Annotated in this window: 10 protein-coding genes; 9 read left to right on the plus strand and 1 reads right to left on the minus strand. The window is 62.4% G+C overall.

The genetic code is table 11. The features are described 5' to 3' along the window. Positions 1-268: 268 nt before the first annotated feature. The 4 genes from K2M58_RS04440 (at position 269) to K2M58_RS04455 (ending at position 5,795) form a co-directional block, all read left to right on the plus strand. Positions 269-619, plus strand: coding sequence for a metallophosphoesterase family protein (locus K2M58_RS04440; protein WP_220678451.1), 351 nt, complete (start codon positions 269-271; stop codon positions 617-619). Between the two features lie 124 nt (positions 620-743). Further along, a complete protein-coding gene (locus K2M58_RS04445; protein WP_289628276.1) occupies positions 744-881 on the plus strand; it encodes an IS3 family transposase in 138 nt (45 codons plus the stop codon). A 97-nt stretch (positions 882-978) separates the two neighbouring features. Then, complete coding sequence (locus K2M58_RS04450) at positions 979-4,518, plus strand: protein NO VEIN domain-containing protein (protein WP_220678453.1); 3,540 nt, start codon at positions 979-981, stop codon at positions 4,516-4,518. After that, entirely contained in the window at positions 4,497-5,795 is a 1,299-nt protein-coding gene (locus K2M58_RS04455) for a DUF1156 domain-containing protein (RefSeq protein ID WP_220678454.1), read from the plus strand. Before K2M58_RS04450 ends, K2M58_RS04455 begins: the two co-directional genes overlap by 22 nt. On the opposite strand, the gene K2M58_RS04460 is transcribed toward K2M58_RS04455, so the two are convergent. Beyond that, positions 5,708-6,931: an IS256 family transposase gene (locus K2M58_RS04460; RefSeq protein WP_220676936.1), complete on the minus strand. Its 1,224-nt coding sequence runs from the start codon at positions 6,929-6,931 to the stop codon at positions 5,708-5,710. The two genes, K2M58_RS04455 and K2M58_RS04460, sit on opposite strands and share 88 nt — an antisense overlap. A gap of 219 nt (positions 6,932-7,150) precedes the next feature. Between K2M58_RS04460 and K2M58_RS04465 the strand changes: the two genes are divergently transcribed. The 5 genes from K2M58_RS04465 to K2M58_RS04485 all read left to right on the plus strand — a co-directional run bounded on the left by K2M58_RS04465 (position 7,151) and on the right by K2M58_RS04485 (position 14,702). Next, positions 7,151-8,758, plus strand: coding sequence for a DUF1156 domain-containing protein (locus K2M58_RS04465; RefSeq protein ID WP_220678455.1), 1,608 nt, complete (start codon positions 7,151-7,153; stop codon positions 8,756-8,758). A gap of 76 nt (positions 8,759-8,834) precedes the next feature. Beyond that, on the plus strand, positions 8,835-12,209 hold the full coding sequence (locus K2M58_RS04470; protein WP_220678456.1) for a Swt1 family HEPN domain-containing protein: 3,375 nt from the start codon (positions 8,835-8,837) through the stop codon (positions 12,207-12,209). Between the two features lie 59 nt (positions 12,210-12,268). Continuing rightward, positions 12,269-12,649, plus strand: a complete 381-nt coding sequence (locus tag K2M58_RS04475; RefSeq protein WP_220678457.1) for a hypothetical protein — start codon at positions 12,269-12,271, stop codon at positions 12,647-12,649. A gap of 94 nt (positions 12,650-12,743) precedes the next feature. Beyond that, positions 12,744-14,222 (plus strand): transposase, encoded by a 1,479-nt coding sequence (locus tag K2M58_RS04480; protein WP_220677919.1) that lies wholly within the window; start codon positions 12,744-12,746, stop codon positions 14,220-14,222. 18 nt (positions 14,223-14,240) lie between these two features. After that, positions 14,241-14,702, plus strand: a complete 462-nt coding sequence (locus K2M58_RS04485; RefSeq protein WP_220678458.1) for a hypothetical protein — start codon at positions 14,241-14,243, stop codon at positions 14,700-14,702. Positions 14,703-14,776 lie beyond the last annotated feature (74 nt).

A 14,776-nucleotide genomic window follows, 5' to 3' on the forward strand; every position in this document is an offset into this window, starting at 1 on the left:
TCCGAGCACTGGGAAGGGTGGTGGAAGGGAGGGGAGCTGGAGCTTTTTCGCGCCGGCGGCTACGACCGGGGGATGCTTCCCCTGGCGGTGTTTGCCCGCCTTGGCCTTGACGGGTTCGTCCCTGCCTCGACGAATTCGTCCCCGGCAACTGGGATTTCGCCTACGGGGCCGAGACGATCAAGGCGCGGGTGGTCGCCTGGGGCGTTCGGGCCGTCACTGCCAACGTGACGGAGGCGGCGACGAACGTGCCGCTTTTCCCCCGACGGCGATGTTCGACGTCGGCGGCCTCGCCGTCGGCCTGATCGGCCTGTCGTATCCCCACGAGGCGGCGTCGATGCCACCGGCGTTTTCCGTCGGCCTCCGCTTTACCGACGGGCGGTCGGAAGTGCCGGCCCTCGTGCGGGCGCTTCGGGCCGAAGGGGCGGAGCTCGTCATCGTCTTGAGCCACATGGGCTTTCCGGCCGATGCGGCCCTTCTTCAGAGCCTGCCCGCCGATGGGGTGCCCGACATCTGGCTGTCGGCCCACAGCCACGACCGGAAGGCGCGGCCGTTTTGGATCGGGGAGACGCCGATCTGGACGACGCGACGATGGCCAAGCTCTCCTCAATTTCGCGAGTGAATTCGCACGTGGTGGAAGAAGGAGCGGGAATACCGCAAAGAGTGGTTGGCGCAGCCTTCAAGGGAAGAAGACCGGATGTGGCTGATCCGTTGGGCGTGGGATGTTGGGCGTGGGATCCCGATAAATTAACGGGAAGTTCGCTGGCGTACGAGAAGCAGAAAACGCGGTGTTTGAGTACATCGAGATGTTTTACAACAGCAAACGGATGCATTCCGCGCTGGGCTATCTCGCGCCAAAGGATTACGAACGCTGTCATACGTGAAGCATTTCAATTTCGATAATCTTAACCCCGTGTCAAGCAAACTAGGGGAAGTCCAGCCATGCTTTAGGTCCAACAACCGTCGGATGCAGGTGGAAAGATGCGACTGGAAGAGCTTGTGCCCGGAATTCGCGTTCGCGGACTGGTGCCGGAGCAGGTCGTCACCCTCATCGATGTGCAATCCCACGGCTCCGACGTGGTCGAAGTGGTCTACAAAGACCCCAGCGGCCGCGTCGGCAACCAGATCCTTTTTCAGCACCAAGCCGAACGCCTCGAACCGGTGCAACCTGACACGCAATGGTCGTTCCAGGCCGATGGCGCACGCTTTCGCCTGGCGGTGGAAGCCCTGCGCATCCGCCTGGCGCACCTGTTTGACCCGCTTTTGGCCGTACATACATCTTTAATCGAACCGCTGCCCCACCAAATCGCTGCCGTCTACGGCATCATGCTCAAGCGCCAGCCGCTGCGCTTCCTTTTGGCCGACGATCCCGGGGCAGGGAAGACGATCATGGCCGGGCTGCTCATCAAGGAGCTGATGCTCCGCGGCGAGGTGCAGCGCTGCCTGATCGTAGCCCCGGGCAGCCTCGTCGAACAGTGGCAAGACGAGCTGGAAAGCAAGTTCCACCTGCGCTTTGCCCTGCTCTGCCGGCAGTCCTTTGCCGAAGCGCCCTCGGGCAACCCCTTTGCGGAGCAGCCCCTGCTCATCGCCCGCCTCGATCACCTCAGCCGTGACGGGGAGGCTCAGGCCAAGCTGGCCAACACGGAGTGGGACCTCGTCATCGTCGACGAGGCCCACAAGATGGCGGCGACGCGTTTTGGCAGCGAGATCAAGGAGACGAAGCGTTTCAAGCTGGGCAAGCTCCTGTCGCGCATTGCCCGCCATTTCCTGCTCATGACCGCAACGCCGCACAACGGCAAGGAAGAGGATTTCCAGCTCTTTCTCTCGCTCCTTGATCCCGACCGTTTTGAGGGGCGGTATCGCGGCGCAACGCTCGGCCCCATCGACGACCTCATGCGCCGCCTGACGAAGGAGCAGCTCGTCACCTTCGACGGCAAGCCGCTCTTTCCCGAGCGCCGGGCCTACACCGTCACCTATCGGCTGTCGCCGGAGGAGGCCGAGCTGTATGAAGCGGTGACCGCCTACGTGCGCGAGCAGTGGAACCGCATCGACCGTCTGACGGACCAGGAAAACCAGCGCCGCACGGTGGGGTTGGCCCTCACCATCTTGCAGCGTCGCCTGGCGTCATCGCCGGAGGCCATCTACCAATCGCTGCGCCGACGGTGGGAGCGCCTCGAAGGCTGGCTGCAGGAGGTGCGGCGAAAAGCCCACGACGGGCACTTGTCTCCCTGGCAACCGTCCTTGGAAATTGAAGCTCCGGACGATCTTGAAGATCTGGATGATCTGCCCGATTATGAAGAAGTGGAAGCGGAGATCGCCCACCGGGCCACCGCGGCGCGCACCGTGGCCGAACTGGAAGCGGAAATTGCCGTCCTGCGGGAGCTGGAGGAGAAGGCCCGCCGCCTGCGGCAAAGCGGACGCGACCGCAAATGGGAAGAGCTGGCCCTGCTGCTTGCGGGCGATCCCAACCGGGAGGCGTCCCACTGGATGCGCGACGCCCGCGGCCAGCGGCGCAAGCTGGTCATCTTCACCGAACACCGCGACACGCTCCACTACCTTGCGGAGAAGATCCGCAACCTCCTCGGCCAGCACGAGGCGGTGGTGACAATCCACGGCAGCATGCGGCGCGAGGAGCGGAAGGAAGCACAGGAACGGTTCTGCCACGACCCCGCCGCCGTGGTGCTCATCGCCACCGACGCGGCGGGGGAGGGGATCAACCTGCACCGCGCCGCCCACCTCATGGTCAACTACGACCTGCCCTGGAATCCCAACCGCCTTGAACAGCGGTTCGGGCGCATTCACCGCATCGGCCAGCGCGAGGTGTGCCACTTGTGGAACCTGGTGGCCGAAGGGACGCGGGAGGGGGACGTGCTGGCCCACCTGCTGCGCAAGCTGGAGGCCGAGCGGAAGGCCCTCGGCGGGGCCGTCTTTGACATCTTGGGCAAGCTCTTTCAGGGCAACCGGCTGCGCGATCTGCTCATCGAGGCCGTTCGTTACGGGGAGCGGCCCGACGTGCGCGCGCGGCTGCACCAGGTGGTGGACCAAGAGCTGGATCGCGCGCGGCTGGCCAAGCTGCTGCAGGAGCACGCCCTGACCGGGGAGCTCCTGGACCCGAACACCCTGCAGCGCGTACGCGACGAGATGGAGCGTGCCGCCGCACGCCGCCTGCAGCCGCATTTCATCGCTGCTTTTTTCTGCAATGCCTTTGCTCACCTCGGCGGGCAGATTCGCGAGCGGGAGAAGGGGCGCTACGAGATTGTCGCCGTGCCGCCGGCCGTGCTGCGCCGTGCCCGCGAGCGTTCTCGGGGCGCGCCCGTGCTGCCGCGCTATGCCCGCGTCTGCTTCGACAAGACGCTGATGGACGTTCCCGGCAAACCGGCAGCGGAGTTTTTGTGCCCCGGCCATCCGCTCCTCGATGCCGTCGTCGACCTGATCCTCAGCGCACACGGCAGCACCCTCCGGGAAGGGGCCATCCTGGTGGACGAACACGATAACGGCCAAGAGATGCGCGTGCTCGTGATGCTGGAGCACGCCATCTGCGACGGAACGGTGTTGCCGAACGGGGAAAATCGCGTGGTGTCGAAGCGGCTGGTCTTCGTGGAAATTCCGCCCGATGGCGCTCCCCGCGCGGCCGGGTACGCGCCGCACCTCGACCTGCGCCCGCTGACGGAAGAGGAGCGAGCGTGCATCCAACCGCTGCTCGAACAGCAAACGTGGGCGCGCGCGGCCGTCGAGAAGCAGGCCATGGCGTACGCGATTGGCCAACTCGCGCAGGAGCACTTTCGCGAAGTGGAGGCCTTGCGCACGGAACAGGTGGCCAAAACGCGCCGTGCGGTTCGGCAGCGTCTGCTGGAGGCCATCGCCTACTGGGACCGGCGCGCCGCCGAGCTGCGCATGCAGGAGCGTGAGGGCAAGCCCAACGCCCGCCTCAACGCGGAAAACGCTCGCCGCCGCGCCGACGAGCTGGAGGAACGCCTGAGACGGCGCATGGCCGAGCTGGACCGGGAAGCGCAGCTCTTCGCCCGCCCGCCGGTCATCCTCGGCGCGGCCCTGGTCGTCCCGGCGGGGCTTTTGCGCGATGATGGGGAAACCGCCGGCGCGCACGAGGGGGCATCATCGGACGAACGCCGGACAGTGGAACGCATCGCCATGGAAACGGTAATGGCGGTAGAACGCGCTTTGGGTCACGAGCCGCGAGACGTGTCGGCCGATCGCCGCGGCTATGACATTGAATCGCGCGACAGACAGACGGGGACGCTCCGATTCATTGAGGTGAAGGGACGCGTTGCCGGTGCCCCGACCGTCACGGTGACGCGGAACGAAATCCTTACCGCCCTCAACCGTCCCGACGCCTACTGGCTGGCCGTGGTGGAAGTGACCGACGGGCGTGCCCAACGCGTGGTCTACATCCACCGGCCCTTTCGCAACGAGCCCGACTTCGCCGCAACCAGCGTGAACTACGATTTGCCAGAACTCATGGCCAAAGGAGAGGACCTGACGTGGCTTATCGGAAGAAGCTGATCGAGGTAGCATTGCCGCTTGAGGCCATCAACCACTATTCGTCAAAAGAGAAATCGATCCGCCACGGCCATCCGTCGACGCTCCATCTGTGGTGGGCACGCCGACCCCTTGCCGCAGCCCGGGCGGTACTCTTTGCCAGTTTGGTGGACGACCCCGGCAACGACCTGCCGCCTGAGGCCGCAGCGAAAGAGCGGGAGCGGTTGCACCGCCTGATCGAACGGCTGGTGAAATGGGAGAACGCCCATGACGAGGCCGTGCTCCATGAAGCGCGCCTGGAGATCGCCCGCAGCATCGCGCGGGAAAAAGGGCTGGCGCTGCCCGATCCGCCCACGCCGGAAGCCGTGCGGGCCTTTTTGGAAGAGCACGCCCCGCCGGTGCTCGACCCCTTCGCCGGCGGCGGAAGCATTCCCCTTGAAGCGCAACGCCTTGGCCTCATGCCCTTGGCCAGCGACCTTAACCCTGTAGCTGTACTCTTGAACAAGGCCCTGATTGAGATTCCGCCGCGTTTTGCCGGCCGGCCACCGGTCAACCCCGAAGCCCGGCGCCGTCTGGCCGACGGTGATTGGAAGGGCGTCACCGGCCTTGCCGAGGACATTCTGTACTACGGCCGGTGGATGCGCGACGAGGCGGAAAAACGCATCGGGAACCTGTATCCCAAGGTCCGCCTGCCTGAGGAGCAGGGGGGTGGGGAGGCAACGGTAATCGCCTGGTTGTGGGCGCGCACGGTACGCTGCCCAAATCCCGCCTGCAGGGCGGAAATGCCGCTTGTTCGCTCGTTCTGGCTGTCGAAGCGGAAAGGGAACGAGGCATGGGTAGAGCCGGTGGTTGACCGAAAGCAAACACCGCCAGCGGTGCGCTTTGTCGTGCGCACAGGCCATGGTGCCCCGCTTGAAGGAACGGTCAACCGCCGCGGCGCCACCTGCTTGTGTTGCGGCTCGCCGGTAACGTTTCCTTATATCCGCGGCGAAGGGAAAGCCGGGCGCATGGGCGCGCGGCTCATGGCCATTGTGGCTGAGGGGGCGCGGGGGAGGGTGTATCTAGAACCAGATAGTGTTCACGAACAATTACTTGAAATCATCAAACCAGATTGGAAACCAGATGCTCCTTTACCAAGAAACCCACGCGACTTTAGATCAAGTCCAGTATCATGTGTAAATTGCCCTCTTCGGCGAATGAAAGGACAGGTCACTCAGGCATTCACAACGTGCAGCATGGCCGGCTCAGTGGATTTCTGTTGTTCCTTCTTCCACTGCCAATACTCATCCATATTCAGGTAGCGGTGCCCAGTGGTCCACGTCTCGTCTATCTCCATGAGTAGCGCTCCAAGCAACCGTATCACGGATTCCCGGTTGGGAAAGATGCGGATGACTCTTTCACGGCGGCGAATCTCCTCGTTGAGTCGTTCCACGCCGTTCGTGGTACGCAAGCGCCGCCGATAGCGATCCGGCAAGACCAGCACGGCCGTGACGTCGTCAAAGCCCTCCTCTAGCACCTTGACGGCCTTGGGTGCCTTCTCAGCGTACTCCTCCACAAATTCATTCATGAGCAGTCGGGCCGTCTTGAGGTCGGGCGCATCAAGAATGGCTCGTACACGCTTGTAGACCTCCTTCTGCAACGCCTTGGGTGTGGCGTCCAAGATATTGCGCATGAAGTGGGTCTGGCACCGTTGCCAGGTGCATCCCTGAAACTCCGTCTGCAGTGCCTTCACCAGCCCGCCATGACTGTCAGACACCACAACGTCAACGCCGCGGAGACCCCGGTTCTTCAGCCAGGCAAAGAACTCCCGCCAGCTGGCCTCCGATTCGCTGTCGCCCAACATCAAGCCAAGAATCTCACGGTACCCTTCTTCGTTGATGCCAACAGCGATCATGGCCGCTCGAGAGCGAACACGCCCTTCCTCCCGAATCCGGAGTACCAAAGCGTCCACCAGCAGGAACGGATAACGATGCTCAGCAAGGCTGCGATTATTCCATCCCTGAACGATGGGATCAAGGCGCTTGCACAGCTCGGAGACCGTGGACTTCGAGAACGTCGTGCCGCACAACTGCTCGGTGACTTTCGCCACGTCCCGGGTGGACACGCCGTTCACAACCATCTCCATCAGGGCGATGATGAACGCTTGTTCGCTGCGCTGGTACCGAGCAAACAGCTCTGTGGAGAACTGGCCATTCCGGACCCTCGGAACCCGCAACACCAGCCGCCCCACACGGGTTGTCAGGGTGCGGGTGACTGTTCCGTTGCGATAGCCTTGGCGTTCTTTCGTGCGCTCGTATGGCGCCGCTTTCAGATGCTCCTGCACTTGCGCTTGGAGGATCTGGTTGACCACACTCTCCACCAGCTTTGCCACGCCTCCATCCCGCTGAAAGAGGCCTTCCAAAATCTCGTCGTCCACGGTAATCTGGTACTGAGCCATCCGGTATCCCTCCTGGTGAAGTGGTTTCTTCTCCGTCTCACATTCTACCAAAGAGGGCCGGATGGCTCATTTTATGTTACCTGGACCATCCGTTTTTACACATGATACCGGACACGACTCGACTTTAAAACACCCAATTATGGTCTCACCACCTATGCCCAACTTTTCACCACGCGCCAGCTCGTTGCACTCAACACCTTCAGCGACCTGCTGGACGAGGTGGAAGAGCAGGTTCGCGCGGAGGCCGTTGCCGCCGGTTGGGCGGACGACAACGTGCCACTGCGGGAAGGGGGGAGTGGTGCCCACGCCTACGCCGAGGCGGTGCGGGTGTATTTGGCATTGGCTATTGATCGGGCAGCGGATTATTGGTCTTCACTATGTAGTTGGCATTCAGGTAGGGATACGATTAGAAACACTTTTGCCAGGCAGGCTTTACCCATGATATGGGACTATGCTGAAGCAAATCCCATCAGCAACGGAAGCGGTAACTGGCTAGGCGCAGTTGAATGGGTGGCCAAGGTAATCGAGCGACTGCCGGCAAATAACCTAGGTGAAGCGGTTCAAACCGATGCGGCCACAGCAATACCCAATGGACGGCCCTTCGTCGTCTCCACCGACCCACCGTACTACGACAACATCGGTTACGCGGATCTATCGGACTTCTTCTACGTTTGGCTGCGAAGAAATCTTCGTTCGGTCTATCCAGATCTGTTTGCCACCCTGCTCGTGCCCAAGGCCGAAGAACTGGTGGCCACGCCGTACCGCTTCGGCGGCGACAAGGTAGCGGCCAAGCGCCATTTTGAAGAAGGCCTGCGCCGCGCCTTCCGCTTGATGCGCGAGAGGTCTCATTCTGAATACCCAATGACCCTCTACTACGCCTTCAAGCAACAAGAAAGCAAAGCAGAGAAAGATGAGCAGGAAAGCGAAGGAGGGGCTGTCGTCGCCTCTACAGGTTGGGAGACGATGCTTAACGCCCTATTGGCCGAAGGATTCCAGATTACCGCCACATGGCCGACGCGCACGGAAATGGGGAACCGTCCCGTTGCCCTCGGCACCAACGCCCTCGCCTCCTCCATCGTCCTTGCCCTGCGGCCGCGCCCGGAGGACGCGCCCGTCGTGCCGCGGCGCACCTTCCTCACCCAGCTGCGCCGGGAGCTGGCCGAGGCGCTGCAGACGCTCAAGAGCGGCAACATCGCCCCCGTCGATCTGGCCCAGGCCCTCATCGGTCCGGGCATGGCCGTCTTCTCCCGCTTCAAGCAGGTGCTGGAGGCCGACGGCTCCCCGATGACCGTCCGCACGGCGCTGGGGCTCATCAACCAGGTGCTGGACGAGCTCCTTGCCGAACAGGAAGGCGACTACGACGCCGACACGCGCTGGGCCCTGGCCTGGTTTGAGCAGTACGGCTACCGCGAAGGCCCCTACGGCGACGCCGAGACATTGGCTGTAGCCAAGAACACGAGCGTTAAGGGCCTCGAGGAGGCGGGCATCCTCGAAGCCCGCGCGGGGAAGGTGCGCCTGAAAAAGCGTGAGGAATACCGCGACGAGTGGGATCCGGAGGCGGACACGCGCCTCGCGCTATGGGAAGCCGTCCATTACGTGGCCCAGGCCCTCGAACGGCGCGGGGAAGAGGCCGCCGCTGCCCTCTTGGCCCGGCTCGGGGCGCGCGCCGACGGGGTGCGCGAGCTGGCCTACCGCCTGTACACGCTGTGCGACCGCAAGCAGCTGGCCGCCGACGCGCTGGCCTTCAACCTGCTCGTGACGCTGTGGCCGCGCCTCAAAGAAAAAGCCGGGAACCTGACAACCAGCACAACCGGTTCGCTGTGGTGATGTTTTCGTACCAGGCTACGAGAACGCTTCAATGCACGAAAGAAAACGACCGAACCAGGGAGAGGAGGGGACTTCCATGGCCACGAGCAACCGCGAACGGGTGGGCAAAGGGTTGGAAATTCTCCAGGAAGCCCTCGGCGACTACCTGAGGAGCAGGTTGAAGGCCCATTTTGGCCGCGGCTGGTTTGTGGAGGGCGTGGAGCCGCACCTGACGGGCACCGTGGGCATCGACGCCATCCGCCACGAGGGGTCCGACGACGAGAAGTTTGCCAAGCTTGACGTGCAGGCCCTGCTCATCGTCATGTGGAACAACTGGCGCACCCTCTTTGCCGGCCAGTTCGGGCACAGCGAGCGCAGCTACGTCAGCGAGCTGCGCGAGGTGCGCAACCAGTGGGCCCATCAGCAGCCCTTTTCCACCGGCGACGCCCTGCGTGCCCTCGACACGATGCACCGCCTCCTCACCGCCATCCGCTCGCCCCGGGCAGACGAGGTGGGGAAGATGGTGCGCGACCTGCAGCTGGTGCTCCTGCGCGAAGAGGAGCGCAAGCTGGCCCAGCAGCGCACCCTCGAGCCCACCCGCGTGGAGGCCCTTGCCCACCTCAAGCCGTGGCGCGAGGTGGCCACGCCCCACGACGACGTGGCCCAGGGCCGCTTCCAGGAAGCCGAATTCGCCTGCGACCTGGCCCAGGTGATCGCCGGCGAGGCCGAGCCGGAATACCAGGATCCCACGGAATTTTTCCGCCGCACATACCTCACCGAGGGGCTGCGCGAGGTGCTGAAGCTGGCCATTCTGCGCCTCACCGGAAAGGGCGGCGCCCCGGTGGTGCAGCTGCAGACCTCCTTCGGTGGCGGCAAAACCCATACCATGCTCGCCCTGTACCACCTCTTCGGCGGGGAGGTGCGCCTTTCCGAGGTGCCCGACCTGGCCGAGCTGGTGCGCGAGGTGGACGAAGACCTTCCGGTGGCCAACCGCGCCGTCATCGTCGGCACCAAGCTGTCGCCCACCGAGCCGCGCGTCTATCCCGACGGGGTGGTGACGCACACCCTGTGGGGCGAGATCGCCTACCAGTTGGGCGGCAAAGAAGCCTACGAGCTGGTGCGGCGGGAGGACGAGACGGGCATTGCCCCGGGTTCGGACAAGGTGAAGGAGCTCCTGTTCCGCTACGGTCCGGCCCTCATCCTGATCGACGAGTGGGTGGCCTTTGCCCGCAACCTCTATCACCCCGATGCGGATCTGCGCCTACCCGCCGGCAGCTTTGATGCCAACCTGACCTTTGTGCAGACCCTGACCGAAGGGGCCAAGCGGGTCAAGGACGCGCTGGTGGTGGCCAGCATTCCGCAATCGGACATCGAGGTGGGCGGGGAAGGGGGGCGCGCCGCCCTCGAACGCCTCCAGCACACCTTTGGCCGTCTGGAGACGATCTGGAAGCCGGCCACGCGCGAGGAAAGCATGGAGATCGTGCGGCGGCGCCTCTTCCAGCACATCGACGAAGAGGCCCGCGACAAAGTGGTGCGCGAATTCATGGCCTTCTATCGCAACAACCGCACGCTCTTTCCCAGCCACGTGCAGGAGCGGGAGTACGAGCGGCGCTTCCGCATGGCCTACCCCATCCACCCGGAGCTGTTTGACCGCCTGTACGAGGACTGGTCGACGCTGGAACGCTTCCAGCGCACCCGCGGCGTCCTGCGGTTCATGGCCCTGGTGATCCATCGCCTGTGGCAGGTGGGGGACCGCTCGGTGGTGATCCTGCCTGGTACTCTGCCCCTCGACAGCCAGCAGGTGGCCTCCGAGCTGACCAAGGTGCTCGAGTACGGCTGGCACCCGGTCCTTGACGCCGACGTGGACGGCGAGCAGTCCCGCGCCCACCAGCTCGACCTGGCCAATCCCCACTTTGGCCGGCTGTCGGCCTGCCGCCGCGTCGCGCGCACCCTCTTTCTGGGCACCGCGCCCCACGGCACGCAGAGCAGCGGCACACGCGGCATGGAAGAAAGCCGCATCCTGCTCGGCTGCGTGCTGCCGGGCGAGTCGGTCCACGTGTTCGGCGACGCGCTGCGCCGGCTGCAGGAGGAGCTGACCTACCTCTACGCCGACGGCCGCCGCTACTGGTTCAGCACCCGCGCCACCGTCAACCGCGTGGCCCAGGAGCGGGCCGGCCAGTGGACGGACCAGGACGTGGAGGCGGAAATCATCCGCCGTCTGCGCGAACACGTTAAAGGCAAAAAGGGGCCGTTCCACGCCGTCCATGTTGCCCCCTACGACGGTCAGGAAGTGGCCGACGATCCGGTCGTGCGCCTGGTCATCTTGCCGCCACGGGAAGCGCACCGCAAGGGTCTTGACGAAACCCGGGCCCTCCAGCTGGCCGCGCGCATCCTCGAAGAACGCGGCAATATGCCTCGGCTGTACCGCAACATGCTCGTCTTCCTCGCCACCGACGCCGGGCGTTGGGACAGCCTGGCGCAGGCGGTGCGCCTCTATCTGGCCTGGAAATCGGTCGAGGAGGACAGAGAACAGCTCAACCTGGACATCCACCAGCAGCACATGGTCAAAAGCCAGATTCGCCATTGGGATCAGACGGTGAATGTCCGCCTGCAGGAGGCGTATGATTGGCTGCTGGTGCCCACGCAAGACGGCATCGGGCCGGTGCAGTGGGAAGCGTTGCGCCTGGCCGGAACCGTCGGGGAAAACCTTGCCGTGCGCGCGGGGCACAAAATGGAGGAGAGCGGTCATCTCGTCCTGTCCTTCCATCCGCAACTGTTGGCAGGGGAATTGCAGGCATGGCTGTGGCGTGACAACCGCCACCTGCCGATACAAGAAGTGTGGACCTGCTATGCCCGCTACCTCTACCTGAGCCGTCTGCGCGACGCCAGCGTGCTCAAACGGGCCGTGGAAGAGGGCTTGGCCAGCAAGGAGCATTTTGGCTATGCGCGGGCCGCCCACGACGACGGCACGTACGACGGATTTGTATATGGGATCATCGGAGCCCGGGTATCCGTGGAAGACGGCGTGCTCATCCGCCCCGATGTGGCGCGTGCGTATGAGGAAACGTTGAAAAAGCGTGACGGCAAACACGACGACGACCATGACGACAATGAAGGAACCGGTGGCGGCAAGGACCCCGGCGGTTCCGGGGGCGGCGTTGTTGATCCGCCGGGCCCGGGACCCGGCCCGAGACCGATTGACCCGCCGGTGGATCCCCCGATTGTCCCGCCACCGCCTAAGGTGCGCCGCCTCAACCTGTTCGCCAACGTGCCGCCGGAGCGGCTGATCGGGAAGTCTTCTGAAATCTTCCAAGAAGTGCTGACCCATCTGCTGAACCTCGATGACGCCCAGGTTGAGGTGAACCTGGACATTACGGTGCGCATCTTCAACGGCCTGCCCGATCACGTGCGGCGCGTAATCAATGAAAACGCGCGGGTGCTGGGCGTGCAAGTGGTGGAGTATGAGGAGTAAACACAGAGGGCGGTTGACCAACAGCCTCCCTCATCCTTCCAAAATAGGGGAGAGGTTCGATGGGCACGTGCATCTACTGCGGAAAACCCGCCGGAATCTTTCGCGAAAAGCATCGCGAATGTGCGGAAAAACGTGATCAAGGCTGGAACGAAATCATCCGGATGGCCAAAGAAGCGGCAATTGGCACCTACCCCTTAGAAGACGTCACCAACCGCTCTGCGGCAATTGCCGCAAATAGTTTTCTCTCTTCAAACGAAATCCGTGAGGCGATGGTAACCGGTTGGGAGAAGGCCGTGGAACATTTTTTGGAAGACGGCAACCTAGAACCCCAGGAAGAAATCCGACTCGTTGCCTTTGCCGAGCACTTTGAACTGACGCAAGAGGATCTGGACAAAAATGGGGCGTACACGCAATTTGTCAAGGGTCTAGAAGGCCGGTGAAAAACCCCATCGTTTTGAAGGAAAACTGGACTCATGGATCGAATTCATTCCATCAAAGCAAGCAAGCATCCCTTCTCAAAAAGGAGATTCAAACATGCGGCCTCGACGATTGACTTCCCATCAACCCAAATTGTTTCAGCATATTGATATGGAAGCCCTCGTGCCACAAAATCACATCCTTCGCCAAATCGATCGCGTCTTGGACTTCTCTGCGATCCATGAGTGGGTCGCCCCGCTTTATTCGGAACGCACCGGACGTCCGGCCGTCGATCCGGAACTCGTCATGCGGATCATCTTACTTTCTTACCTCTTCAATCACTCTGAGCGGGAACTCTTTCAAACGCTCCCCATGCACGCCGGTTATTTGTGGTTCTTAGGGCTCGATTTTGAGTCCGTACTTCACCCGGAGGCCGGGGGTCCGCGGCTTCCGGATCGTACGACCGTGGTCAAAACACGGAAACTTTGGCGCAGGCACGGCATTTTTGAGAAAGCCATGCGCCATGTGGTGGATCAGTGCATCGCCGCAGGGCTCGTTCAGCCGGAAGTGCATGTCGCAGTGGACGGTACGCTTGTCCGAGCCAATGCTTCCATCCACAGTTTAAAGCCCATCGCGCCGGCCCCCGTGGAGTCGCTTGACGCTTATCTGGCCCGGCTGGAGGAAGAAGATCGCTCGTTTTCCGACGGCGGAGACGAAGACGACTCCTCTCCGTCTGACCCCCATCCTCCCGATCCGGGCCCGAACCTTTCATCCCCCGGCTCCCCTTCGGCTTCGTCGGGAAGGCCACCCAAGAAGCCGGGCGATTTTCGGGGGGAGCGGTTTTCCAACCGGACCCACCGGAGCATGACCGATCCGGATGCCCGCCTTTATCGAAAGAGCTCCGGTCAAGAAGCCCATTTGCGTTATCTCATTCATCATACGGTGGACACCCGCTCCTCCGTCATCTTGCGGACCCAGGCCAAGATCATCACGGGCACTGCGGAACGAGAGGCCGCCATCGAAGCTCTGCTGCACATCCGGCGTGAGCACCCCTCTCTTCGCATTCAAAGCGTCTCCGGAGACGGTGGATATGCCGATACGGAAACGCTCGATCGGCTTTTGAAGATGGACGTCGTTCCCCTTATTCCCGTGCGATCGCTTCAAAAAGAAGCGCTCCCCGGGTGGCGCCGAGCCGTCCGGGATCCGGAGAAAGCGCGCCAAAGATGGAGCAAGATCAAGGCGGTGCTCGTGCGGAACAAAGTTCGTCGCCTGAATGGTCAAACGCATTACCGAGCCATTCGGAAACGACGCGTTGTCATTGAACGTCTTTTTGCCGAAGGCAAAGAGCAGCACGGCTTAAGCCGTGCTCGAAGCCGTGGCTTGGAAGCGATGCAAGAGCAAGCCATCCTGACGGCTGTAGTGCAGAATCTCAAACGATTAAGCCGGTATGTGCGGAAGCGCCCACAGACCGGGAGTTTCGTGTGCCTCAAACCGGCATACGAAGGGCTTACAAGGGGAGTGGCGGCGTTTTTGACGGTTCTATTCGTTATGACGTCACACCTCGTCAGGCGAAGATGGTCGATCCAGTGGACTTAATTCACCAGCCTTCTAGTCTTGCGCGACCTGATGGAGGGGAAAATCCCTGAACGCTTTCGGCCCATCGGGCACTTGCCGTTTAATTTTCAGCGAAAGGAGAAGCTTATTTGGGCCTTCAACAATGTGAAGTATTATGAAGACCGGACGCGCCGTTGGTATACGGGCGGCAGCCGCGGTGTAAGCATCCGGATCGCCAAAGGAGTCTATTACCGCGTGGGCTCCTTCCGAGGGCACCCCATCGAAACCACCGAGCGCATTCATGTCGATACCGGAATACTTGCCGTAACGACGAAACATCTCTATTTCTACGGCCCTAGGAAAAGCTTCCGGATCCGTTTTGACAAGATCGTTTCGTTCACGCCCTATTCGGACGCGATCGGAATTCAACGTGACGCTGCCACGGCGAAGCCGCAGTTTTTTGTGACCGGAGACGGCTGGTTTACGTATAACCTGCTGATCAATCTCTCAAAGCTCGAGTAAAATGAAAAAATAACCGATCTCCCATCATCAGGTGCCGTCACCGTGTCGCCAGAGGAAGCGCACCAGTTATTCCT

The sequence above is a fragment of the Hydrogenibacillus sp. N12 genome, assembly GCF_019645935.1.
Lineage (GTDB): Bacteria > Bacillota > Bacilli > Thermicanales > DSM-22653 > Hydrogenibacillus > Hydrogenibacillus schlegelii.